The organism is Ideonella sp. FW305-24, assembly GCF_058788035.1.
Genome location: NZ_JBYTAI010000004.1, coordinates 369,309 through 391,553, shown reverse-complemented (window position 1 = coordinate 391,553; position 22,245 = coordinate 369,309). Strand labels below are relative to the sequence as shown.

The following is a 22,245-nucleotide window of genomic DNA, read 5'->3' as shown; positions in this document are numbered from 1 at the left end:
GGCACTTCCGAGCCCTGCCCGGCCGATGCTTCATTCACCATCATCCACTCCCTCGATTGTTCTTGGCGACACAAGCCCGCCTTGTTTCAGCTGCCGGCCAAGGCCGATGGCGACCAGGCATCTGCATCCTGGTGACCGAAAAGTGCGCCAACGTAGCGCCCCAGGGACAGCTCGAAATGACGGGCCGCGGCCGCCTCGCCCGCATCTGCGCGCCGGGCATCCGCCACGAAAGCCTGGAACACGCTCCACTGGCCGGACAACTGCGACACCACCAGGCGCGCCAGGTCGTAGGACAGCAGGTTGCCGTCATCGGTCCTGCGAAAGGACTCCCCGGTCCAGAACTGCTGGATGGTCTCTTCGTTCCAGAAGCGCACATGCATGGCGTGCAAGGCATGCGGCGTGTGCAGGCTTGGCCGGGCGCCGGCCACCCGGTGCTCGGTGTTGACCGCCAGGCCTTCGTCCAGCCACACAGGCAGGCGCAAGTGGGCGAGCGCGCTGTGCGTCAACTCATGCGCGATCACCGGCTCGATGTCGCGAAGCTCAGCACGGCACAGCACGAAGTGCGGACAGCCAGCGTCAATGAACATGCCGCCACTGAAAGCGGCTTCGCCTTCTCCAGGGTCATGCGCGGCCACGTAGTGGTAGTAGTCGTCTTCATGGTCGAGCACCAGCACGACGCTCTTCATCCCGGCGGGAAAGCGCGCCAGCGGGCCCAGCACGCGCTCGATGCGCCCTCGCGTCCTGGCCACGTAGGCCGCCACGGCTTCAGCACTGGCGGGCTCCAGCGAGGACAGCACCCACGCGGCCTCGCTCTCACGCAGCGAAACATGCGCGCCCAGGGCGTCCCGCATGTGCAGCAGCCAGGCGCGGTGGGCGGCCAGCCGCAGGCCGGGCTGCGCGGCAGGCGACAGCGGCGCCAGCCAGGCCTCGAATGCGCGCCAATCCATCAGCGGATGGCCATGCACCAGCTGCAGGCCATGGGCCATCACCCAGTTCTCGGCGCCCGGCGCCTCGATCAGCGCTGGCGGCGTATCCAGCACGCCAGTGCGCACCGGAAGCTCGGCGCGAGCTGCCTGCTCGTGTGCCCGGGCCTGGGCATGGCCCATCAGGGCCCCCATGAATGGCACCATCCACACCATCGCGATGTGCATGTCCTTGTGGCCCATGGCATCGCCCAGACCGATGATCCGGCGCGTGATCCAGATGTTCAGGCCTACGAGGGCCAGCAAGACAATGAGCAGGGGCATGACGATGCGAGGCGCGCACAGTTGAAATCGAAGCCGAGAATCTACCTGCAACACCGTGCCCTCGGGCGCCAGCACCCCGAAACGCCAGCATGACGGACCGCGACAGCCCACCGCTTGAACCCGTGACCAAAGCCTCGACCGCGAACCAGCCCTCACGCGCCCCCTCTGCCTTCGTCCGCGTGCGCGGCGCCCGCGAACACAACCTGAAGAACATCGATGTGGACATCCCACGGGACGCATTGGTGGTGTTCAGCGGGGTGTCGGGTTCGGGCAAGTCTTCGCTGGCCTTCGGGACCTTGTATGCCGAGGCGCAGCGGCGCTATTTCGAGTCGGTGGCGCCCTATGCGCGGCGGCTGATCGATCAGGTGGGCGTGCCGGCGGTCGACTCGATCGACGGGCTGCCGCCGGCCGTGGCGTTGCAGCAGCAGCGCGGCACGCCGAGCACGCGCTCGTCCGTCGGCAGCGTGACCACGCTGGCCAGCCTGCTGCGCATGCTGTATTCGCGTGCCGGCAGCTACCCGCCTGGGCAGCCCATGCTGTACGCGGAAGACTTTTCGCCCAACACGCCGCAGGGCGCCTGCCCCACCTGCCACGGCCTGGGCCATGTCTATGACGTGACCGAAAAAAGCATGGTACCGGACGACACGCTGACGATCCGCGAGCGTGCCATTGCCGCGTGGCCACCGGCCTGGCACGGGCAAAACCTGCGCGACATCCTGGTCACGCTCGGCCACGACGTGGACAGGCCATGGCGCGATCTGCCGCGCAAGCTCAAGGACTGGATCCTCTACACAGAAGAGCAACCCACGGTGCCGGTCTATGCCGGCTTCACGCCCGCCGAAACCAAGGCTGCGCTGAAGCGCAAGCTGGAGCCCAGCTACCAGGGCACCTTCATGGGCGTGCGCAAATACGTGCTGCACACCTTTGCCACCACGCAGAGCGCGCTGATGAAGCGCCGCGTGGCACGTTTCCTGGTGGGCGGCCTGTGCCCGGCCTGCGCCGGCAAGCGGCTGAAACCCGAGGCGCTTTCTGTGCGTTTTGCCGGGCGGGACATCGGCGAGCTGATGCAGCTGCCACTGGCCGAACTGGCCGAGGTGCTGGCGCCTGCGGCCGCGCATGCCGAAGGCGCGCTGGCTGCGCAGGGCAAGGTGCTGAGCCGCAGCGCGGCCAAGGCCGACAACGCGCGCCGCGTGGCCGCTGGCGGCGCTGCACACACCGCCACGCCGGACGTTCGCCGCACCGCGGGGGACTCCGAGGAAAAGCGGCTGGCCGCGCAGCGCATCGCACAGGACGTGCTGAGCCGCGTGCACACCTTGACCGAGCTGGGCCTGGGCTACCTGTCGCCGGACCGCAGCACGCCCACGCTGTCTTCCGGTGAACTGCAGCGGCTGAGGCTGGCCACGCAGATCCGCTCCAACCTGTTTGGCGTGGTCTATGTGCTGGACGAGCCGACCGCCGGCCTGCACCCTGCGGACGGCGAAGCGCTGCTGACCGCGCTGCAGCAGCTGAAGGCGGCCGGGAATTCGCTGTTCGTCGTCGAGCATGACGTGGGGCTGATGCGGCAGGCGGACTGGCTGGTGGACGTGGGGCCGGATGCCGGCGAGCTGGGCGGCCAGGTGCTGTACAGCGGGCCACCGGCCGGGCTGGAAGCGGTGGCAGCTTCGCGAACTGCGCCCTATCTGTTCGGCCACCGCGCTGCGCCCACCAAGGCCGGCCGCGAAGTGCGCGGCTGGTTGAAGCTGGCCGGCGTGGGCCGCAACAACCTGCAGGCGGTGGACGTGGCCTTTCCGCTGGGCGCGATGACCGCCGTCACCGGCATCTCGGGCTCGGGCAAGTCCAGCCTGGTCAGCCAGGCGCTGGTGGAGCTGGTGAGCCGCCACCTGGGCCATGAAGAGGCACTTGTATCCGACGATTCGGCTGAGCTGCTGGACGAACCGCCGCTGGCCGTCACCACTGGCTGCATCGCCGAAGGTGCCGAGAAAATCCGCCGGCTGGTGCAGGTGGACCAGAAGCCCATCGGCCGCACGCCGCGCTCCAACCTGGCCACCTACACCGGCCTGTTCGACCAGGTGCGCAAGCTGTTCGCGGCGACACCGGCGGCGAAGAAGCGCCAGTTCGATGCTGGCCGCTTCTCGTTCAATGTCGCCAAGGGCCGCTGCGAGACCTGCGAGGGCGAAGGCTTCGTCAGCGTCGAGCTGCTGTTCCTGCCCAGCGTCTACGCGCCCTGCCCGGCCTGCCACGGCGCACGCTACAACGAGGCCACGCTGCAGGTGCGCTACCGCGAGCGCCACATTGCCGAGGTGCTGGGCATGACGGTGGACCAGGCGCTGGCCTTCTTCGCGGACCAGCCAGCGCTGGCGCGCCCGCTCACGCTGCTGCGCGACATCGGCCTGGGCTACCTGCGCCTGGGCCAGCCGGCCACCGAGCTGTCCGGCGGCGAGGCGCAGCGCATCAAGCTGGCCACCGAGCTGCAGCGCAGCCAGCGCGGCGACACGCTGTATGTGCTGGACGAGCCGACCACCGGGCTGCACCCGTCGGACGTGGACAAGCTGATGGCGCAGCTGCAGGGACTGGTGGACGCGGGCAACACCGTCGTGCTGGTCGAGCACGAGATGCGCGTGGTGGCGGCCAGTGACTGGGTGATCGACGTCGGCCCGGGCGCCGGCAGCGCGGGCGGCCGCATTGTCGTGGCCGGCCCGCCAGCCGAAGTCGCGCGGGCCGAAGGTTCGGCCACGGCGCCTTACCTGCTGCGCGAGCTGCCCGGCTTGGCGTAGTCGCTCTCGATCCAGGCGACCGCGCTGGCGGCCTTGAGCTTGAAGCTGGCCGCCACCTTGACGCTGGCCAGAGGCTCGCCGTAGGCGTCCTGCGCGGCCAGGATGGCGTGCGGTTCGTATTCGTCGGCCACCAGGTCCAGCGTCACGGTGATGCGCTCGCCGTTGACCTCGACCACCACGTTCTGGTGGTTGATCGCGTGCAGGTGCTGCTCGTGGCGTCGGATCACCTCGGAGGCGGTCTTCACCAGCACGTTGAAGGCAGCGGTGTCCAGCGGCTTGGGGTTGCGCTTGTCGCGGCCCATGGTCCACGGGCCGATCAGCGCCGGCTCGGGCTCGCCGTCCTTGATCATGGCCACGGCCCAGCCGTCGCCCTCCTCACTTTTGAGGACCTTTGCGGTCCAGCCGTTGTCGCGCCACAGGCCAGGTTGGTGGATGGTGTCGGGCGTGGTGCCCTCGGCGGCCTCGTCGGCGTCTTGCAAGCTCATGGGGGGGCATTTTAAGGAGTTGGCAGGGTCGTCGAATTCGGGTACATACAGGCGGTGTCCATCGACACCACTTCGGTGCTGTGTGGCCTGACGCAGTGACTTCGGCAGTAGGGATCACGCAACCTGAAAGCGGCTGTCGAACCGCGGCCCGTGCCAACCGCGGTCGTTCGGCCAACCTCGAATCGACCGGACGCACATGCGGACAGCACAACAACAGGACCCGCTGGCCTTTCTCGGCGATGGCGGCGAGATGGGCAAGTTGGTCCGCAGCATGGACTGGTCGGCCACGCCGCTGGGCCCGCCCGAGACCTGGCCGCAAAGCCTGCGCACGACCGTCGGCCTGTGCCTGGCATCGAACTTCCCGATCTCGCTGGCCTGGGGCCCGCAGCACGTCCAGATCTACAACGATGGCTACTGGCCGATCTGCGGCGGCAAGCATCCGCACTCGATGGGCCAGGACTTCCGCGCCTGCTGGGCCTCGGCCTGGCCGGTTGTCGGCGAGGCCTTTGATCGCGCGCTGCAGGGCGAGACCTCGTTCCTCGAAAACCAGCGCATGTTCCTGGACCGCAACGGCTACCTGGAGGAGACCTTCTTCACCTTCTCGTTCAGCCCGATCCGGGACGAATCCGGCCAGGTTGGCGGGCTGTTCCACCCGGTCACCGAAACCACCGCCCGCATGCTGGGCGAGCGCCGCGCCCGCGCACTGCGCGACCTGACCGCCCGCACCGGCGACGGCCACAGCATGGCCGAAGTCTTCGCCTGCGCCATCGAGGTCCTGGCCGAGCACAGCTTCGACCTGCCGTTTGCGCTGCTGTACGAGCTGGACGAGGCCGGTGACAGTGCACGCCTGCATGGCACGACCGGTGTGGTCGCCGGCACCCCGGCCACGCCCACGGTGCTGCTGCTGGACGACCCGGATGCGCCCTGGCCGCTGGCCCGGCTGCTGCCCGAAGGCCAGCCACTGCAGGTCGACGACGTGCCGGCCCGGCTGCGCGGTGTGCACGCCGGGCCCTATGACGAGCCGCCGCAGAGTGCGCTGCTGCTGCCCATCTCGCCGCCCGGCGCGGGCCGGCCGATGGCGGTGCTGGTGGCGGCACTGAGCCCCCGGCTGCCGCACAACGAGGTCTACCTCGGGCTGTGCGAGCAGTTCGCCGCCACCATCACCGCCGCGCTGGCGAATGCGCTGGCCTACGAAGAGGCGCAGCGGCGCGCCGAGGCGCTGGCAGAGATCGACCGCGCCAAGACCGCCTTCTTCAGCAACGTCAGCCACGAATTCCGCACCCCGCTGACGCTGATGCTGGGCCCGCTGGAAGACCTGCTGGCCCAGCCCGGCGGCCGCAAGCCCGCGGACCAGGCCACGCTCGCCCTGGTGCACCGCAATGCCTTGCGCCTGCTGCGCCTGGTCAACAGCCTGCTGGACTTCTCGCGCATCGAAGCCGGCCGGCTGCAGGCCAGCTTCGAGCCCACCGACCTGGCCGCGTTGACCACCGACCTGGCCAGCGTGTTCCGCGCCACCATCGAGCGCGCCGGGCTGGCGCTGCAGGTCGACTGCCCGCCGCTGCCGGCCGCCGTGCAGGTGGACCGCGAGATGTGGGAAAAAATCGTCCTGAACCTGCTGTCCAACGCTTTCAAGTTCACACACGCCGGGCAGATCCGCGTCGGCCTCGTGGCGCAGGACGGCATGGCGGTGCTGACGGTGGCGGACAGCGGCATCGGCATTGCGCCAGACGAGCTGCCGCGGGTCTTCGAGCGCTTTCACAGGGTGCGTGGCGCCCACGGCCGCAGCTTCGAGGGCACCGGCATCGGCCTGGCGCTGGTGCGTGAGCTGGCGCGCCAGCATGGCGGCGAGGTCGCGGTGCAAAGCCAGCCTGGCCGCGGCTCGACCTTCACCGTGCGCGTGCCGCTGGGCAATGCCCACCCGTCCGCCGAGCGCACTGGCGCCGCGCAACCCCTGGCCTCGACCGCGCTGGACGCCGCGCCGTTTGTCGAAGAGGCCATGCGCTGGCTGCCGGACGCGCCTGCGGACCCGGACGCATCAGTCGCCCCGGTCGCCCCGGACGCCCCGGTCATTGACCGCTCGCAACCGTTGCCGGCTTCGCTGGAACTGCAAGCCCGCGTGCTGCTGGCCGACGACAACGCCGACATGCGCGACTACCTTCGCCGCCTGCTGGCCGAGCACTACACGGTGCAAGCCGTGGGTGACGGCAGCGCCGCGCTGGCCGCCGCGCTGGCCCTGCCGCCAGACCTGATCCTGTCCGACGTGATGATGCCCGGGCTGGACGGCTTCGAGCTGCTGGCCGCTCTGCGCGCCGAACCGCGCACCGCGGCGATCCCGCTGATCCTGCTGTCGGCCCGGGCCGGCGAGGAAGCACGGGTCGAAGGCATGCAGGCCGGGGCCGACGATTACCTGACCAAGCCCTTCTCGGCCCGCGAGCTGCTGGCCCGCGTCAAGGCCCACCTGGCGCTGGCCCGCATGCGGCGCGAGGCCGACCAGATGCACCAGGCCGCGCTGGAGCGCGAAGGGGCGCTGGCCCAGGCCCGCGTGCTGCAAGCCAGCGAACAACGCCTGCACCTGGCGCTGGAAGCCGGCCAGATGGGGCTGTGGGAATGGAACATCGACACCCAACTGTCGATCTGGAACCCGCAGATGTACCAGCTGCTGGGCCTGCCACCGGGCGAAGGACCGGTTCCCACCGACTGTTTCTTCCGCCTCGTCCACCCGGATGACCGGGGCCGGCTGCAACTGCGGCTGAAGCCCTTGTTCGAGCCTCAGCCCGAGGCACCCACCAGCCCCTGGCAAGACGAATTCCGCATCGTCCGCCATGACGGCCAGACGCGCTGGCTGGCCGGCCAGGGGCAGCTCTACCGCCATGCGGACGGCCGCCCGGCCCGCATGATCGGCATCAACCACGACATCACCGAGCACCGGGCGCTGGTCGCCGAGCTGCAGGACCACCGGCACCGGCTGCAGCAGATGGTCGACACGCGCACCCAGGCGCTGGCGCAGGCCGTTGGCGAGCTGGCCACCGCGCGCGACCGCGCCGAGGCCGCGAACCGCTCGAAGAGCGAGTTCCTGGCGAACATGAGCCACGAGATCCGCACGCCGCTGAACGCCATCGTCGGGCTGACCCACCTGGTGCAGCGCGAGGCCCAGGAACCCGCCCAGCGCGACCGGCTGGGCAAGATCGCGCACTCGGCGCAGCACCTGCTGCAGGTCATCAACGACATCCTCGACCTCTCCAAGATCGAGGCCAACCGCCTGCAGCTCGAAGACATCGAGTTCTCGCTGGACGCGGTGCTGAGCCGCAGCTTCGAGATGGTGGCCGACCATGCGCAGGCCAAGGGCCTGGAGCTGATCGTCGACACCGATCACCTGCCCGACCGGCTGGTCGGCGACCCGACGCGCTTTTCGCAGGCGCTGCTGAACCTGGTCGGCAACGCAGTGAAGTTCACCGCGCAGGGCTTTGTGCGCCTGGGCGGCGAAGTGCTGGCCCGCAAAGGCGACCGCGCGTTGATGAAGTTCAGCGTGCGGGACACCGGCATCGGCATTGCGCCAGAGCGCATCGGCGCGCTGTTCCTTGCCTTCGAGCAGGCCGACAGTTCGACCACCCGCCGGCACGGCGGCACCGGCCTGGGCCTGGCGCTGACGCAGCGGCTGGCCAGGCTGATGGGTGGCGACGCCGGCGTGCGCAGCACGCCCGGCCAGGGCAGCGAGTTCTGGTTCAGCGCCTGGCTGCGCGTGGCAGCGCCGTCGACCCGTCACGCGCCACAGCTGGCCGGGCGCCGCGCCCTGCTGGTCGATGACCTGCCCGAAGCCCTGGCAGCACTCTCCGGACAGCTGCGCCGGCTCGGCTTGCTGGTCACCACCGCGGCCTCCGGCGAAGAAGCGCTGGCCTGTGTCGACGAAGCCGCGCGCCGCGGCGAGCCTTTCGAGCTGCTGCTGATCGACTGGCGCATGGCCCCGCTGGACGGCGTGCAGACCCTGGCGCTGTTGCGCCAGCGGCTCGGGGCCGGCCTGCCCCCGGCGGTGCTGGTCACGGCCGACGCCGATGCCGCCCTGCAACGCGAGGTGCGCGAAGCCAGGTTCAGCAGCGTGCTGGTCAAACCCGTCACCGCCTCTGCGCTGCACGACAGCTTGCTGCGGGTGCTGGGCCGGGCCCACCCCACGCCCCCTCGACAGCCCGCAGCCCCTGGCGGGCCCGAGGCCAGCCTGCGCCAACTGCATGCCGGCAGGCGAGTGCTGCTGGCCGAAGACGGCCTGGTCAACCAGGAGGTTGCCAAGGCGCTGCTGGAATCGGTCGGCCTGACCGTCGACGTGGCCGCAGACGGCGTGCGCACCGTGCAGATGGCGCTGGACCGGGCGGTCGACCAGCCCTACGCGCTGATCCTGATGGACGTGCAGATGCCGCGGATGGACGGCCTGGACGCCACCCGGGAACTGCGCAGCCGCGGCTACCAGGCCCCCATCATCGCGATGACGGCCAACGCCTTCACCGAAGACCGCGACGCCTGCCTGGCCGCCGGCATGGACGACCACCTGAGCAAACCGGTCAAGCCCGAGGAGCTGTACGCGAACCTGCTGAACTGGCTGTCCCGGCCAGCGGCAGGCTGAAGCTCAATCGCCCAGGTCGACCAGCGCCGCCAGCGGCAGGTCGGCCAGTGCCGCAGGGAGCGCGTAGTCGGCCAGCACCCAGGCGCGCCGGGTGTCGGTGGCCGCTTCGGCCAGCAGCGCCACCAGGCGGCGGCTGGAGCGGGCGTCCAGCGCTGCAAACGGCGTGTCCAGCAAGGTCAGCTGCGCGCCACTGGCTGCGGCGGCCACCAGGCCGACCTTGCGGCGGCTGCCGGTGGACAGCATGTGCATCGGCTTGTCCAGGTGCTCGGCCAGGCCGAAGTCCGCGACCAGGGCGTCGGCCAGCGCGGCTTGCCAGCTTGCAGCGAACACTTCGTGCCGCGCGGCCAGCCAGGCGCGGGCCGGCACCGGGTCGTGCACCTCGTCTGCCGGGCGCTCGAAGCTCAGGCCCCTGACCTGGCGGTGCAGGCGGCCGCTGCCGGGCTGAAGCTCACCGGCCAGCAGGCGCAGCAGCGTCGTCTTGCCACGCCCATCGCCGCCGCGCACCAGGCTCAGACCGGGGCGGATGGCGAAGTCCAGCGACTTCAACAGCGGCTGGCCGGCAATGGAAAAACCAAGCTGTTCGGCCTGGAGCAGGACTGGGTTCATGTCAAAGCTGTGTTCCGCGACAAGGGGCCGCCGATTGTGTTGGGAGCGCCCGGCACCAGCGACAACACAAACGCGTTCGCAAACCGCCCGTTCAGCTTGAGCCGGTTGCGCGCCAGGCATTCCCGCAGCGCGCCGGCGCGTTCCGCCACCGCCAGGCTGGGCGCGTTGTCCTCGGCAACAACGATCTCCACGCGGCCCAGGTGCAGCTCGTCAAACGCGAAGCGCGACAGGGCCCGGACGGCGGCGGAAGCGGCGCCGCGCCGCTGCCACGACTCGCGGACCCAGTAGCCCAGGTTGCAGAAGCCGTTGACGGTGTTGAACTGGTTCAACCCGCAGCCGCCGACCAGCGTGCCGGATGCAGCGTCGAAGATGCCGAACTCGTGGCCCGAGCCGTCTGCCCGCACCTGCTCGCAGTGCGCAAACCAGGTCAGCGCGTCGGCGTCCGCATAGCCCGCATGCGCCCAGGGCATCCACCGGCCGACGGTGGCGGTGGATTCGCGGACGGCAGCGGTGAACGCGGGCGCGTCGGCGGCCACGAAGGGCCGGAGAAGGAATGGCGAGTTCGGAAGGTTCACGGTGCAACCTGGGTGCAAGAAGCGGCGAAGCGGCGGCTTCGCCCGCTTCTGCATTCTCCACAAGCGGCGGCGACCTGCTGTTCGGGGGCGCACGCCACACCGACGGCCGCGGCTTCGACAAGGAAGAGAATCGGCCCACCCACCTGCAGATCCCGCTGCGGCGCCAGTGACCGCCTGGCGTCGGGCAAGCCCGAACCGATGCCGCTCATTGCTCCCTCCTCGCCAGAACCCGCCTGGCTGACGGCCGCCCGCGCCGAACTGGGCGTGTGCGCCGCGCCAGCGGGCCAGTCCAACCCGCGCATCACCGCGTACCACGCCGGCACCAACATCGAAGGCTACGACGACAAGGTCTCGTGGTGCAGCTCCTTCCTGCACTGGACACTGGCGCAAGCCGGCTTGCGCGGCACCGGCTCGGCGCTGGCGCGCTCGTGGCTGGACTGGGGCGTGGCGCTCGCGCAGCCGGTGCCTGGCTGCATCGCGGTGCTGTGGCGCGAAGACCCGGCCAGCTGGAAGGGCCACGTGGGCTTCTACCTGGCGCACGACGACCGCGAGGTGTGGCTGCTGGGTGGCAACCAGCTCGGCGCCGTACGAGCGCACAGCTACCCCGTCGACACGGTGCTGGCCTATCGTTGGCCAGAAGGCTGCCCGCTGCCGGACGCCTGAATGCCAAGCGTGGACGCGATGCGTGATGGCACGATCGGATGGCAGGCTGTCGTCGTTTGCCAGTGCGTGGCGCGATCCGAATTCCTACGATCACCTCATCGAAACCCACTCCTTGAGGACATCATGAACAAGCCATCCAACACCGCGCTGATCACCGGCGCATCCAGCGGCATCGGGCTGGAACTCGCGAAGATCCATGCACGGCAAGGCGGCGACCTGGTGCTGGTCGCAAGGTCCCGCGACAAGCTCGACGCGCTGAAACTGGCGTTGGAGGCCGCGCACGGCATCTCGGCGACCGTGATCGCCGAAGACCTCGCCAAGCCAGGTGCGGCGCAACGCATCTTCGAGCAGACGCAGGCCCAGGGCCTGGTGATCGATGTGCTGGTCAACAACGCCGGCTTTGGCGGCCACGGCCTGTTCCACGAACAGCGCCTGGCCGACGCGCAAGCGATGATGCAGGTCAACATGGCCGCGCTGACCGAGCTGACACACGCATTCCTCAAGGGCATGGTCCAGCGCCAGCGCGGCCGCATCCTCAACGTGTCGTCCACCGCCTCATTCATGCCCGGCCCGCTGCAGGCGGTGTACTACGCCACCAAGGCCTATGTGACCTCGTTCACCCAGGCGATTGCCGAAGAGGTGGCCGCCCATGGCGTGACGGCCACCGCGCTGTGCCCCGGTGCCGTGGCCACCGGCTTCGTGGCTGCCGGCAACCTCGAAGGCGTGGACCTGTGGAAACAGGCGAAGTCCGCGCAATCGGTGGCGCAGTTTGGCTACGATGCGATGCTGCGCGGCGAACTGGTCGCGTTCAACGAGGGCCGGCTGCGGTTCATGCTGAACTGGATCGTGCCGCTGCTGCCGCGCAAGGTGGTGCTCAAGATGTCCCGCCAGGCAATGGAGAAGGGAAATGACATGCCCGCCGGGCTGCGCTCAGGCGGCACGCGATGAAACGCGCCAGCCGGTTCGTCGTCGCCAGCAGCTGGAAGCTGATGCTGAGCGACATGCGGATCGATCCTGCCGCCGTGCTGGCCCACGCGGGGCTGCCGGCCGACCTGCTCCATCGCGGCGACGCTGCCTTGTCTCCGGCCGAATACTTTCGCTTCTGGCACGGCATCGAGCGGGCTGCGGGCGACCGCGAGGTGGGCTTGCTGCTGGCCGAGCATTTCAAGGCCGAAGCCTTTGACGCGCCGATCTTTGCCAGCCTCTGCAGCCCGAACTTCAACGTGGCCGCCAGGCGCCTGAGCAGCTACAAGCCCTTGATCGGCCCGCTGCTGCTGGACGTGGACCAGGGCCGGGACCTCACCCGCCTGAGCCTGGCCTGCTATGGCGCCGAAGGCCAAATGCCGCGCTCGCTCAGCCTGACCGAGCTGGTGTTCTTCTGCCAGCTGATCCGCTTCGGCACGCGCGAGCGCATCGTGCCGCGGGTCGTCCAGCTGGCGGAGTTGCCACTGGATGTCGCGCCCTATGCCGCCTACTTTGGTTGTGCATTGCGCCGGGCCGATCAAACCGAAATCCACTTCTCGGCGGCCGACGCCGCCAAGCCCTTCCTGACCTTCAACGCCGCGATGTGGGACTTCTTCGAAGGCAGGCTGAACCAGAAACTCGCCGACCTGGACGCCAGCGCCAGCACCGCGCAGCGGGTTCGCGCAGTGCTGCTGGAGGCGCTGCCCAGTGGCGAGGCCAGCATCGAGGCGGTGGCCGACCGGCTGGCGGTGAGCAAGCGGACCTTGCAGCGCAAGTTGACCGCCGAAGCCGAGGGCTTCCAGGACATCCTGGCGGCCACCCGCACCGAACTGGCCGACCACTACCTGAAGCAATCGAAACTGTCGCTGGGGGAGATCTCCTTCCTGCTGGGTTTCCAGGAACCCAACTCCTTCATCCGGGCGTACCAGGGCTGGAAGGGCGTGTCGCCGAGTGCTTTCAGAACGCAGGTCCATTGAGCTGCCCGCGCGGCGCCTGCATGCGATGGCGCAAACGACGCCTGGCAAACGCGGCCATACTTGGCCGCTGGCCGGCACCCCACTTGCCGGCCAGCCCGCATGCATGAGATCGAACTGAAGTTCCAGGTGCCCGAAGCCCGGCGGCGCGGGCTGCAACAGGCCTTCCGGCGCGGCCACGTCGCCGAGCAGCGGCTGCTCGCCGTCTACTTCGACACCGAAGACCGGCTGCTGGCCCGCCACGGCATGGCCCTGCGGCTGCGCCACGAACCCGGCGGCTGGGTGCAGACGCTGAAGGCCGGCAGCGGCCACGGCCCGCTGCGGCTGGAAGACAACGTGGCGCTTGGCACCGCCGAGGCCATGCCAGCGCCAGACCCCGCGCGCCACGCCGGAACGCCCGCGCACCAGCGCTTGCTGAAGGCCTTGGCGCCGGCAAAGCACACCACATTGGTCGAAGTCTTCCGCACCGACGTGACGCGCGAAGTGCGTTTGATGAAAGGGCCTGGCGGCCTGGTCGTCGAAGCGGCGCTGGACCGGGGCGAGCTGCAGGCAGGCCCGGCCCGCCATGCCCTGTGGGAGATCGAATTCGAGTGGAAGGCCGGGCCGCTGGCCGGGCTGTTCGCGCTGGCGGCCGACTGGGTCGCCCAGCACGGCCTGTGGCTGGACAGCGTCTCCAAGGCCGAGCGCGGGCACTGGCTGTCGCTGGGCAAAACCAGCGCGCCGCCGGTCAAGGCGCAGCCGCCTGAGCTTGACGAAAAACTCGGCGCCGCGGCCTTCGCGCGCGCCGCCGTCGCGGCCTGCCTGGCACAAGTGCTGCCCAACCTCAGCGCATTGGCGGGCCGCGACGGAAACGGCGCAGGCGACCCGGACCATGTGCACCAGCTGCGCGTGGGGCTGCGCCGGTTGCGCACCGTGCTGCGCGAAATGGCGCCGCTGGACGCCGGGCTGGATCCCGGCTGGGAAGCGCCACTGGCCGGCGTCTTCGGCGCGCTGGGCCGGCTGCGCGACCAGCAAGTGCTGGAGACACAAATCCGCGAGGCCTTGATCGCTGCGAGTGCGCCGCTGCTGAGTCGCCTGCAGCCGCCAAGCGAGGACCCGCCGCTGCCTTCGCTGCTGCAGGCCAGCGATTTCCAGCAGGTGCTGCTGGCCGCGCAGGCACTGGCGATGCAGGCGCCACCGGTCACCCCCGAGGCCTGCGACGGCCCGCCGCTGCCCGTGCTGGCCGAGCGGCTGGACCAGCTGCAACGCCAGCTGCGCCGCGACGCCAAGCATTTCGGGACACTGCCGCCCGAACACCAGCACCGCGCCCGCAAGCGGCTCAAGCGCCTGCGCTACCTGGCCGAATTCACCGCGCCGCTGTTCCGCCGCTCAGAGGTCAGCCGTTACTTCGAAGTGCTGGCACCCGCCCAGGACTGCCTGGGCAGGCTGACCGACCAGATGGCAGCGCAAGCCGCCTACCGCGAAGCGGCGGCGGCGCAACCGGAGGCCTGGTTCGCCGTCGGCTGGCTCAGCGCCGGCCATGCCGAGGCTGTGCGGGCGGCGCAAGAGGCCTTGACCCAGGCCGGCAAGGCCAGGCCCTTCTGGCACGGCCGGCTGCGGCGTCGTCACGGGCGCTGAAATCAGCGCCCGCGCCAGAAACCGGCCAGACCCAGGGCATGATGAGCGAACTTAGACCTTTGAGGAAAGCCCATGAAATCCCAGCGCAGCAACAAGGAAACCAAGAAGCCGAAGAAAGACGCGCCGGCGCCCAAGCCTTCCGGCACCGTGGCACCGCCACCGGCCGTGCCCATCATTCCGAAGGAACGCAAGAAGCCTTGAAGGCGTGAGGCGGACGGTTGTCCGCCTGGAAAGTCCTTGGCGAGCCGGGCGGCGCGTACACCGGCGCCAGCCCCTCGCCAGGCAGACCGGACCAGCTGCGCGCCGAGGCCATGCCGCCCCGGCTCAGGCGCGCCAGCCGCGCCGCAATCCACGGCGGCCCGTCGGGCGGCAGCGCCAGCATGCAGCGCAGCTCGCCGTACAGCGGCGCGCCATCACGAGCGGTGGCCAACGGGAAAGCCTGGTAGCGCGGCTGCACGATCCAGTGCGGCGCGTCCACCGTGGCAGCCAGCGCATCCAGCTCGGCCGCATCCACCTGCAGCCGCACGCCGGTGCCACCCCAGGAGCGCGCCGACTTCAGCACCAGCGCCTGCGCCGGCCGGCCCAAGGCTCGCCACTGCGCCAGCGGCGCGCAGCGCTCCTCGGCCGGCAGCGGCAGCTGGGGCAACAAACCCTTGTGGATGCGGTCAAACCAGGCCGGATGGCCCCGCCAGCGCACCGCGCGGGCCTGGGCCAGCAGCCGCGCCGTGGCCTCGCCCTGCGGGTCCTCGTGCAGGATCAACCGGTTCAGCACCTGCGGCACGTCCACCCATTCATCGCCCACCTGGCGCTGCAGCACACCTTGTTCGCTGCGCAGCTGATGCGGCTCGGCCAGCGTCAGGCCCAGCAGCGCCGCAGTCGGCAGCAGGTCAAACGCCGTGGTCTGGGCCAGCGGCGCATGCTCCAGCAGCACGCCGCCGGGCAGTGGTGCCAGCCAGTCATGCATGGCCTGGTGCCAGCTCGCCTGCCCGGCCGGCAGCTCGTGCGGCTGCAGGCCTTGCAACAGCCCGGGATGCAACGCCTGCCAGGCCAGGTGCAGCGCCTGGGCCGTCACCGTCACCGAATGGAAGGCCTGGAACTCGACCCAGCGCAATGCCCAGCCACCGGGCGCGCCCGGCGCCTGCACCACGGCCAGGTCGGCCGCCAGCACGTCGGGCCGGGTGATGCCTGGCCATTGCGCGTCATCGGCCCAGGCGCCGGCCTCCACCCGCGCTTGCAGCCAGCTGCACAACCCGCGCAGCCGCTGGCCGAGCTCGGCGTTCAGGCGCTCGGACATCACCAGCGGCGCTTCGCCCATGCTGTGCAAGGGCAGCGGCGCACGCGCATCGGCCAGGCCGCTGGCCAGCCAGGCGGCCTGCAGGCGCTCGCGCTGGCCGGCTGGCGGCGAATCGAAGACCGCGTCCAGGCGCTGCATGGGCGTCATGCGGCACCTCCGGGTTCGGCCAGCAGCCAGGGCGACAGCGGCTGCGCAGTCTCGTGCACCAGCCTGTCCACCAGGGCCGGCAGCTCGCCGCCGGCTTCGGCCAGCCAGTGGCGCTGCTGGTCGGCCGGCGTGCCCTGACGCAGTGCCTCAGCCATGACCAGCGGCAGGCGCCGGCCGAAGCCCAGCGCTGCGGCAGCGGGCGCCAGGCGGGCCAGCCAGCGCGCCATGCCCTGCGCAAAGGGCAGCGGCTCCTCGCTGCGCCAGTCCACCAACCGGGCCTGCTGGCCGTGGCGGCGGGCGCGCCATTTGTTGTCCTCGATCAGCGCGCGCGGCAGCGGCGGCGCGCACTGCCCCGCCGCCAGCTCGGCCTGCAGCGTGGCCACCTCGGCCTGCAGCAGCGCCACGATCAGCCAGACCCGGTCCAGCCCGTGCACCGCGTCGCACACGCGCACTTCCAGCGTGGCGTAGCGATGATGAATGCGCAGGTCTTCCCACAGGCCGTGGCCCTGCTCCACGCTGCCCACCGCCTGCAGCCGCCGCACATGGGCCCAGTAGTCGGCCTCGCTGGCCCAGACCTCGGGCACGCCCATGCGCGGATAGCGGCCCAGCAGGCTGTGGCGCCAGGTCTGCAGCCCGGTGTCCCGCCCCTCGAACAGCGGCGCGCTGGCCGACAGCGCCAGCAGCTCGGGCAGCACGTGGCGCAACCGGTTCATCACCGGCATGCGCCACTCGGGTTGGCCGACGCCCAGGTGCACATGCAGCGCAAACGACATCGCGCTGCGGGCAATGTCGCCGTATTCCTGCAGCAGGTGCACGTAGTGCGGATGGTGCAGCGGGTCCTCGTGCAGCGCCTGGGCCTGCCAGCGCGAAAACGGGTGCAGGGCCGCGGCCAGCACGCGCTGGCCCTGGGCCCGGGCACGTGCCGCCGCCGTCTGCCGCAGCACCGCCAGCGCGGCCACGATCTCGTCCGGCGAGCCGCAGACGGGCGTCTGCATTTCCAGCACGCAGCGGTGGATCTCGCCGCAGGAGCTGCCCAGCGGCTCCGGGAAATCGCGCTGGCCGCTCGCCACGTCGTGCGCCGCCAGCCCGCCGTCGGGCCCGACCACCTGCAGCTCTTCCTCGACCCCCAGCGTGATCGCCCCGGCCGGCATGACCCGCCCGGGTTCGTGGTCAAGCGCCATGCGCTACCACCCAGTTGTGAAACATTCAACGACTTCCGGTTTTCGTGAAAGGCCGGCTCGGCCGCCGCGAATTGTGCTGCAGTGCCGCTGGCCCGCGATAAAGGAAGCCACGCATCCCGCGCATGGCAGCAGCGCACTCAAGCCCTGTCCGCGGCAGCCGATAGCGTCACAGTGCCAGCGGCCAACCAGGTCACCGCGGTGCGTTGCAATGCCCATGAAATCCCTGCTGTCGTCCCGAGTCCTTCGTGCGCTGATCTGGTCCGTCGCCTTTGTCGCCGCGATCGGCGGCGCAGCCATGCTGATGAGCCGCACCGCTGGGCGCCTGCTGATCGACGAAGCCGAACATGCCGCGCTGCAATATGCCGGCTTCATCGCCGGGGCCGTGCCCAAGCTGAACCTGCTGTTCGACCAAGGCAGCCTGGAACCCGAAACCCTCACCGAGCTGCGCCGGCTGCGTCGCATGGGCGACGTGTTCCGCTTCCAGCTGTTCGACCGCGATGGCCGGGCGCTGCTGAGCTCGGAAGACCTCGCGGCGCAGGAACCCCGCGTGGGCCAGGGCGGCCAGGCGCTGGGCCAGGAACATCCGAACACGCACGTCAGCGCCATCGTGCTGGGCGGACGCAATTTCATCGAGCTGCACGGTGCCGATGACGAAGATGACGACGATGCGCCAGGGGCAGGCGAAACCGCCCACCCACCGGTCTACAGCGAAGCCTATGTGCCGGTGATGGCAGGCGACCGGGTGCTGGGCGTGGTCGAGGTCTATGTGGACCAGACCGGGCATGCGGCCCGCATCCGCGCCGCGTTTGCCAAGGTCTCGGCCATCGTCGTGGCGCTGCTGCTGGCCATAGGCGGCGCGATGGGCGCGCAGGCCTGGCAGCGCCTGGCCGAACGCCGCCGCACCCAGCAGCGCATGCGCTACCTGGCCGAACACGACCCGCTCTCCGGCGCACTGAACCGGGCCAGCTTCCAGCAGGCGCTGGAACAGGCCGGCTGGCGCCATGGCAAGGGCGGGGCGGGCTTTGCGGTGCTGTGCATCGACCTGGACCACTTCAAGGAAATCAACGATGCACGTGGCCATGCCGCGGGCGACGAAGTGCTGCGCCAGGCCGCCGCGCGGCTGGCAGCGCTGGTCCGCCATGGCGACCTGGTGGCCCGGCTGGGCGGCGACGAATTCGCGATCCTGCAAAGCGCCGTCAACAGCCCGGAAGACGTGGGCCGGCTGGCCCAGCGCGTGGTCGATGCCATCGCCCTGCCCTTCGAGCTCAGCGGCCACACGGTGCTCTGCGGCGCCAGCGTCGGCGCAGCGCGCTTTGGCGTGGACGCCCAGGCGGTGGACGAACTGCTGCACAAGGCCGACGTCGCCATGTACCGCGCCAAGACCGGCGGCCGCAACTGTTTCAGCTTCTACGACCCCGCGCTGGACCGCGAGCTGGCCGAGCGCCGCTCGCTGGCGCAGGACCTGCGCTCGGCACTCGCAGACGGCCACCTGTCGCTGCACTACCAGCCGCTGTGGGCCAATGACGGCACAACGCTGCTCGGCTACGAAGCGCTGATGCGCTGGCGCCATCCGCAGCGCGGCATGGTGCCGCCGGCCGAATTCATTCCACTGGCCGAGCAGACCGGCCAGATCGAGGCGCTGGGCGCCTGGGCCCTGCAACGCGCCTGCCTCGAAGCCGCCAACTGGCCGGCACCGCTGCACGTGGCCGTGAACCTCTCGGCTGCGCAGTTCCGGCCCACGCACGACTTGGTGCGCGTCGTCGAGCGGGCACTGGAAGTGGCCGGCCTGTCCGCAGCCCGGCTGGAACTGGAGATCACCGAATCCCTGCTGATGAGCGGCACCGACGAAGTGCTGCGCACGCTGGGCGGGCTGTCGGCCATGGGCGTGCGCATCGCGATGGACGATTTCGGCACCGGCTACTCCAGCCTCGCCTACCTCTGGCGCTTCCCCTTCGACAAGATCAAGATCGACCGCGCCTTCACCAGCAGCCTGGTCCACGACGCCAAGGTCGCCCTCATCGTCCGCTCCATCGTCTCCCTCGCCCACGCAATGGGCATGCGCGTCAACGCCGAAGGCGTCGAAACCGAGCCGCAGATGGCGATGCTGCAGAGCCTGGGGTGCGATGAGTTGCAGGGCTACCTGCTGGGCCGGCCGGGGCCGGCGGAGGCGCTGGATCACCGCAAGGTTGAGGCGGTGAACACGGAGGCGTAACCACCAGCCGTGAATGGGTCAGCGACCCAGCTCGGCGGAGCCGAACAGCGACGCTAGTGCACGCAGGCGACGCGACAGCAACCGGGTTGTCGATCCGAGGTGAGCGCACCTTAGACAGATCGTGCTCTGGCGGAAAGCACGTACGAGAAAGACCAGGACCCAGCGCACAACGCTGCAATCACGCACGGCTTCAACGAAGAGATACCGATCGCCCCCCCAACTACAAGCCAATGCGTGGCGACTGCGGCTATAAATCCCAATAGAAAGCCGCATCCACAGCGAACCCATACTTGGCTCGAACTCGCGGGTCGTGAAGCCAACGGAAGCATGGTGAGCGAAGGGCCCACTGCAGCGGCCAGCGCCGGCCAAAGAAATGGGTCGTTGAACACCCCATACAACACCGGCAGGACGCTGAACCCGATGGAAGCAAATTGAAGTCTGCGCTGCGCGGGCGTTTGTATTGCTCGCCGGGTCTGCTGCCCGTGTAGTCCGGAATAGCGAACGATCAGTTTGTTGAATGCGTATATCCCGACACCCCAAACAGCACCGCCCACCATGCACAGCAAGAACACCAGTGCCAGGAGAAGGGCGTTCGCCTTCGATCCAGCCATGAACCAATAGACCACAAACATAGCGAGGCCCCAGGCGGCCGATGCAGTGGCAAGACGTTTTTTATTCATGAAGTCAAAATTTCAGCGAAAGGGCATCCGCCGAGGCTGGCTTGAACCACCGATGCGTCGAGCAGATCGACGCGAGCGCCTGACCGAACCCGAACCGAGTCCCAAGAATCCAGCCGTGCCTCGCATCGCTGCGCCCGGCCACCTGATCTCGATCTTGCGGTTCTAGGCAAGGCGATCCCTGGGATAGAGATTGGTCAGGCTCCGAGAAGGCGTGCCAGCTTCGCAGCCACACCTTTGAGGTACCCCACCACGTCCTGCGAGAGGCGCAGTGTGACCGGCCTTTTCAGCTTCGACGCATACGGATTGCGACGCGACTTCATCTTCGACAGGTCGTACTCGGCCTTCATGTCATTCACCCAACCAGACGACTATGCGTACGATGTCTTGATCTTCCTGATGGCCGAGATATCGCCAAGGAAAATCCGAAGGGAATCCTTGTCCTTCTGGGAAAGGGCCCGGTCTTCGAGCAGCTTGAGCTGGCCAATGACGACCTCCAGGGCTTCAGCCAAGTGGCCGATCTGCTTGCCGTAGCTACCCACCGTTTGCAGTGCCTCTTGCTCGACGGCGGCATTTGAAGACGCGCCAACGTTGACATTGAACAGATTGAACGACCAATTCGGCAGTATCGACTGGCTCAGACTGGATGGAGCCATCTGCAGTGGCAATTGCAGTGGCAGGTAGACGTTTTGCATGTTGAACCTCCTGATAGGTCAAACGAATTCGGCGCACTGCGATTGAGCCACATGCCGCGCACTTTGGGCGATGCCTGAGTGCAACCATGCGACGGCAGCATCGCCGCCTTGGGCGGGCTGGACTTCAAACAGAAGACCGCGGACGACGTGGCCAAGTTGCTCGAAAAGCCGCGCACTGCCGCCTGACCGGGCGATCGGTTCAGGACCGGCCGTCGTGCTCGCCCGTCCGCTGCCGAGCCGCCTATTCAATCTTCGCTTCGCGCACGGGCTGGTTCTGCGGGCACCCCAGCGCCATGAACACCGCCAGCGCCGCATGCGCATCGTCTGCCGCATATTGCAATTGACGAGGTGCCAGTTGCGGCAACGCCCAGTTGGAGGTCGTGGCCTTCCTGGACTTTTGCAGGCGCTGGCCGAGGGCGATGGCGACTGCGGTTTTCACGCCGACGGCCTCTCGATGGCCCAGCGGGCGGAATGCGCGGGCGACGTCGATGCAGTTTTGCAGTTCGATGCCCAGCTTCTCGTGCAGCGGCCCACGGTCCGAGTTCAGGCCGAAGCCGACCTTCAGGATGTGTGGCGACTCCAGGATCTCTTGCAGCACGGCCAGCGTGTCGCGGCGGAAGGTCTGGAAGATGAAGGCGTGGTCCAGGGTGGCGATCTGGATGACGTGCGGGCCGTCGGACTTCAGGCCTGCGCCGAAGATGGGCTTGGATTCGGTGTCGAAACCCACCATGCCGGCGCGCGCAACCTCCGCCGCCACAAAGGCCAGGTGCGAGGCCTCGGTGACCAGCAGGATGCGGCTCAGCGGCAGCGCCTGGTAGGGCGGCAGCAGCGCAATCTCCTCTTTTGAGGGCCTGGGCACCTGCATCTGCACCGGCGGCTTGTTGCATCGCTCGGCTGGCGGGCCGGCTGTGGGTGCGGCTTCAGGAAGCTTGTTCTTCACGCTTGACCTCCAGCAAGGCCAAGGCACGCTGGCTCAAGGCGATCCACTGGCGCTCGTGCGCAATGCCGGCCTGCAGCACCAGGTGCTGCAGCTGCGTCTCGCGGCTGGCATCCGGCTCGGCAAAGTCGGCCGCCTCGATCTGCAGGTACAGCGCCAGCTTCTGCTCGTGCAGCGCCAGGCGGCGGCGCAGCTCGGGCGCCAGCCCGGCCGGGCCGACGGCGGCTTCGGCGCGCAGCTTGACCATCAGCTCGTCGCGCTGGGGTTTCGGGTCTTCCGGCTCGGCGACCCAGCGCTTGAGTTCGCGCTTGCCGGCGGGCAACAGCTTGTAGTTGCGCTTGCGACCGCGGCTCTGGGCGACTGCGGTGGACAACACCCAGCCGGCTTCTTCCAGCCGGCCGAGTTCGCGGTAGATCTGCTGGTGCGTGGCGTGCCAGAAGTAGCCGATGGAGCGGTCGAACCGGCGGGCGAGTTCCAGGCCCGAGCAGGGGCGCTCGGCCAGCGCGGTCAACAAGGCATGCGGCAGGGACATGGCGACATCTTGCCCGAAGCGGCGCCCGATCTACGGAACTGGCAAATTTATGCA

At 69.2% G+C, this 22,245-nt stretch carries 18 protein-coding genes; 8 read left to right on the top strand and 10 right to left on the bottom strand.

Annotated elements, in window-relative coordinates; all coding sequences use genetic code 11:
* Positions 1-86 precede the first annotated feature (86 nt).
* Positions 87-1,247: a hypothetical protein gene (locus tag AC3WR5_RS13710; protein ID WP_492485194.1), complete on the bottom strand. Its 1,161-nt coding sequence runs from the start codon at positions 1,245-1,247 to the stop codon at positions 87-89.
* An 89-nt stretch (positions 1,248-1,336) separates the two neighbouring features.
* On the opposite strand from AC3WR5_RS13710, the gene AC3WR5_RS13705 reads away from it, so the two are divergent.
* Positions 1,337-4,021 carry an excinuclease ABC subunit UvrA gene (locus tag AC3WR5_RS13705; protein WP_492485192.1) on the top strand — a complete coding sequence of 895 codons (2,685 nt, stop codon included), beginning with the start codon at positions 1,337-1,339 and terminating at the stop codon, positions 4,019-4,021.
* Here the strand turns inward: AC3WR5_RS13705 and AC3WR5_RS13700 are convergent.
* Entirely contained in the window at positions 3,988-4,506 is a 519-nt protein-coding gene (locus tag AC3WR5_RS13700) for a hypothetical protein (RefSeq protein ID WP_492485190.1), read from the bottom strand. The two genes, AC3WR5_RS13705 and AC3WR5_RS13700, sit on opposite strands and share 34 nt — an antisense overlap.
* Before the next feature lie 196 nt (positions 4,507-4,702).
* Between AC3WR5_RS13700 and AC3WR5_RS13695 the strand changes: the two genes are divergently transcribed.
* Positions 4,703-9,118, top strand: a complete 4,416-nt coding sequence (locus AC3WR5_RS13695; protein WP_492485188.1) for a response regulator — start codon at positions 4,703-4,705, stop codon at positions 9,116-9,118.
* 3 nt (positions 9,119-9,121) lie between these two features.
* On the opposite strand, the gene AC3WR5_RS13690 is transcribed toward AC3WR5_RS13695, so the two are convergent.
* Positions 9,122-9,724, bottom strand: a complete 603-nt coding sequence (locus AC3WR5_RS13690; protein WP_492485186.1) for an ABC transporter ATP-binding protein — start codon at positions 9,722-9,724, stop codon at positions 9,122-9,124.
* Entirely contained in the window at positions 9,721-10,353 is a 633-nt protein-coding gene (locus AC3WR5_RS13685; RefSeq protein WP_492485184.1) for a GNAT family N-acetyltransferase, read from the bottom strand. The genes AC3WR5_RS13690 and AC3WR5_RS13685 overlap by 4 nt, the downstream gene beginning before the upstream one ends.
* A gap of 144 nt (positions 10,354-10,497) precedes the next feature.
* Between AC3WR5_RS13685 and AC3WR5_RS13680 the strand changes: the two genes are divergently transcribed.
* From AC3WR5_RS13680 to AC3WR5_RS13660, 5 genes are all read left to right on the top strand, one after another.
* Positions 10,498-10,962 (top strand): TIGR02594 family protein, encoded by a 465-nt coding sequence (locus tag AC3WR5_RS13680; protein ID WP_141290234.1) that lies wholly within the window; start codon positions 10,498-10,500, stop codon positions 10,960-10,962.
* 123 nt (positions 10,963-11,085) lie between these two features.
* Positions 11,086-11,910, top strand: a complete 825-nt coding sequence (locus AC3WR5_RS13675; RefSeq protein WP_492485182.1) for an SDR family NAD(P)-dependent oxidoreductase — start codon at positions 11,086-11,088, stop codon at positions 11,908-11,910.
* Entirely contained in the window at positions 11,907-12,902 is a 996-nt protein-coding gene (locus AC3WR5_RS13670; protein WP_492485180.1) for an AraC family transcriptional regulator, read from the top strand. The genes AC3WR5_RS13675 and AC3WR5_RS13670 overlap by 4 nt, the downstream gene beginning before the upstream one ends.
* A gap of 99 nt (positions 12,903-13,001) precedes the next feature.
* Positions 13,002-14,516, top strand: coding sequence for a CYTH and CHAD domain-containing protein (locus AC3WR5_RS13665; RefSeq protein ID WP_492485178.1), 1,515 nt, complete (start codon positions 13,002-13,004; stop codon positions 14,514-14,516).
* Positions 14,517-14,588: 72 nt separating this feature from the next.
* The gene (locus AC3WR5_RS13660) at positions 14,589-14,717 is read left to right on the top strand and encodes a hypothetical protein (RefSeq protein ID WP_259373956.1); all 129 of its coding nucleotides are present in this window, start codon (positions 14,589-14,591) and stop codon (positions 14,715-14,717) included.
* On the opposite strand, the gene AC3WR5_RS13655 is transcribed toward AC3WR5_RS13660, so the two are convergent.
* Positions 14,689-15,957, bottom strand: a complete 1,269-nt coding sequence (locus AC3WR5_RS13655) for a hypothetical protein (protein WP_492485176.1) — start codon at positions 15,955-15,957, stop codon at positions 14,689-14,691. The two genes, AC3WR5_RS13660 and AC3WR5_RS13655, sit on opposite strands and share 29 nt — an antisense overlap.
* Entirely contained in the window at positions 15,954-17,138 is a 1,185-nt protein-coding gene (locus tag AC3WR5_RS13650) for a carboxylate-amine ligase (protein WP_492485174.1), read from the bottom strand. Before AC3WR5_RS13650 ends, AC3WR5_RS13655 begins: the two co-directional genes overlap by 4 nt.
* Positions 17,139-17,352: 214 nt before the next feature.
* On the opposite strand from AC3WR5_RS13650, the gene AC3WR5_RS13645 reads away from it, so the two are divergent.
* Positions 17,353-19,350 (top strand): putative bifunctional diguanylate cyclase/phosphodiesterase, encoded by a 1,998-nt coding sequence (locus AC3WR5_RS13645; protein WP_492485172.1) that lies wholly within the window; start codon positions 17,353-17,355, stop codon positions 19,348-19,350.
* Between the two features lie 874 nt (positions 19,351-20,224).
* Here the strand turns inward: AC3WR5_RS13645 and AC3WR5_RS13640 are convergent.
* The 4 genes from AC3WR5_RS13640 to AC3WR5_RS13625 form a co-directional block, all read right to left on the bottom strand.
* Positions 20,225-20,377 (bottom strand): hypothetical protein, encoded by a 153-nt coding sequence (locus AC3WR5_RS13640; RefSeq protein WP_492485170.1) that lies wholly within the window; start codon positions 20,375-20,377, stop codon positions 20,225-20,227.
* Between the two features lie 21 nt (positions 20,378-20,398).
* Positions 20,399-20,722 carry a hypothetical protein gene (locus AC3WR5_RS13635; RefSeq protein WP_141289279.1) on the bottom strand — a complete coding sequence of 108 codons (324 nt, stop codon included), beginning with the start codon at positions 20,720-20,722 and terminating at the stop codon, positions 20,399-20,401.
* Positions 20,723-20,963: 241 nt separating this feature from the next.
* Complete coding sequence (locus AC3WR5_RS13630) at positions 20,964-21,662, bottom strand: 3'-5' exonuclease (protein WP_492485167.1); 699 nt, start codon at positions 21,660-21,662, stop codon at positions 20,964-20,966.
* Positions 21,643-22,191 (bottom strand): PadR family transcriptional regulator, encoded by a 549-nt coding sequence (locus tag AC3WR5_RS13625; protein WP_492485165.1) that lies wholly within the window; start codon positions 22,189-22,191, stop codon positions 21,643-21,645. Before AC3WR5_RS13625 ends, AC3WR5_RS13630 begins: the two co-directional genes overlap by 20 nt.
* Positions 22,192-22,245 lie beyond the last annotated feature (54 nt).

What these genes read in the sequence shown, in the direction of transcription:
- AC3WR5_RS13710 (WP_492485194.1), bottom strand. Translation starts at nt 1,247, where the DNA reads ATGCCCCTGCTCATTGTCTTGCTGGCCCTCGTAGGCCTGAACATCTGG.
- AC3WR5_RS13705 (WP_492485192.1), top strand. Translation starts at nt 1,337, where the DNA reads ATGACGGACCGCGACAGCCCACCGCTTGAACCCGTGACCAAAGCCTCG.
- AC3WR5_RS13700 (WP_492485190.1), bottom strand. Translation starts at nt 4,506, where the DNA reads ATGAGCTTGCAAGACGCCGACGAGGCCGCCGAGGGCACCACGCCCGAC.
- AC3WR5_RS13695 (WP_492485188.1), top strand. Translation starts at nt 4,703, where the DNA reads ATGCGGACAGCACAACAACAGGACCCGCTGGCCTTTCTCGGCGATGGC.
- AC3WR5_RS13690 (WP_492485186.1), bottom strand. Translation starts at nt 9,724, where the DNA reads ATGAACCCAGTCCTGCTCCAGGCCGAACAGCTTGGTTTTTCCATTGCC.
- AC3WR5_RS13685 (WP_492485184.1), bottom strand. Translation starts at nt 10,353, where the DNA reads ATGCAGAAGCGGGCGAAGCCGCCGCTTCGCCGCTTCTTGCACCCAGGT.
- AC3WR5_RS13680 (WP_141290234.1), top strand. Translation starts at nt 10,498, where the DNA reads ATGCCGCTCATTGCTCCCTCCTCGCCAGAACCCGCCTGGCTGACGGCC.
- AC3WR5_RS13675 (WP_492485182.1), top strand. Translation starts at nt 11,086, where the DNA reads ATGAACAAGCCATCCAACACCGCGCTGATCACCGGCGCATCCAGCGGC.
- AC3WR5_RS13670 (WP_492485180.1), top strand. Translation starts at nt 11,907, where the DNA reads ATGAAACGCGCCAGCCGGTTCGTCGTCGCCAGCAGCTGGAAGCTGATG.
- AC3WR5_RS13665 (WP_492485178.1), top strand. Translation starts at nt 13,002, where the DNA reads ATGCATGAGATCGAACTGAAGTTCCAGGTGCCCGAAGCCCGGCGGCGC.
- AC3WR5_RS13660 (WP_259373956.1), top strand. Translation starts at nt 14,589, where the DNA reads ATGAAATCCCAGCGCAGCAACAAGGAAACCAAGAAGCCGAAGAAAGAC.
- AC3WR5_RS13655 (WP_492485176.1), bottom strand. Translation starts at nt 15,957, where the DNA reads ATGACGCCCATGCAGCGCCTGGACGCGGTCTTCGATTCGCCGCCAGCC.
- AC3WR5_RS13650 (WP_492485174.1), bottom strand. Translation starts at nt 17,138, where the DNA reads ATGGCGCTTGACCACGAACCCGGGCGGGTCATGCCGGCCGGGGCGATC.
- AC3WR5_RS13645 (WP_492485172.1), top strand. Translation starts at nt 17,353, where the DNA reads ATGAAATCCCTGCTGTCGTCCCGAGTCCTTCGTGCGCTGATCTGGTCC.
- AC3WR5_RS13640 (WP_492485170.1), bottom strand. Translation starts at nt 20,377, where the DNA reads ATGAAGGCCGAGTACGACCTGTCGAAGATGAAGTCGCGTCGCAATCCG.
- AC3WR5_RS13635 (WP_141289279.1), bottom strand. Translation starts at nt 20,722, where the DNA reads ATGCAAAACGTCTACCTGCCACTGCAATTGCCACTGCAGATGGCTCCA.
- AC3WR5_RS13625 (WP_492485165.1), bottom strand. Translation starts at nt 22,191, where the DNA reads ATGTCCCTGCCGCATGCCTTGTTGACCGCGCTGGCCGAGCGCCCCTGC.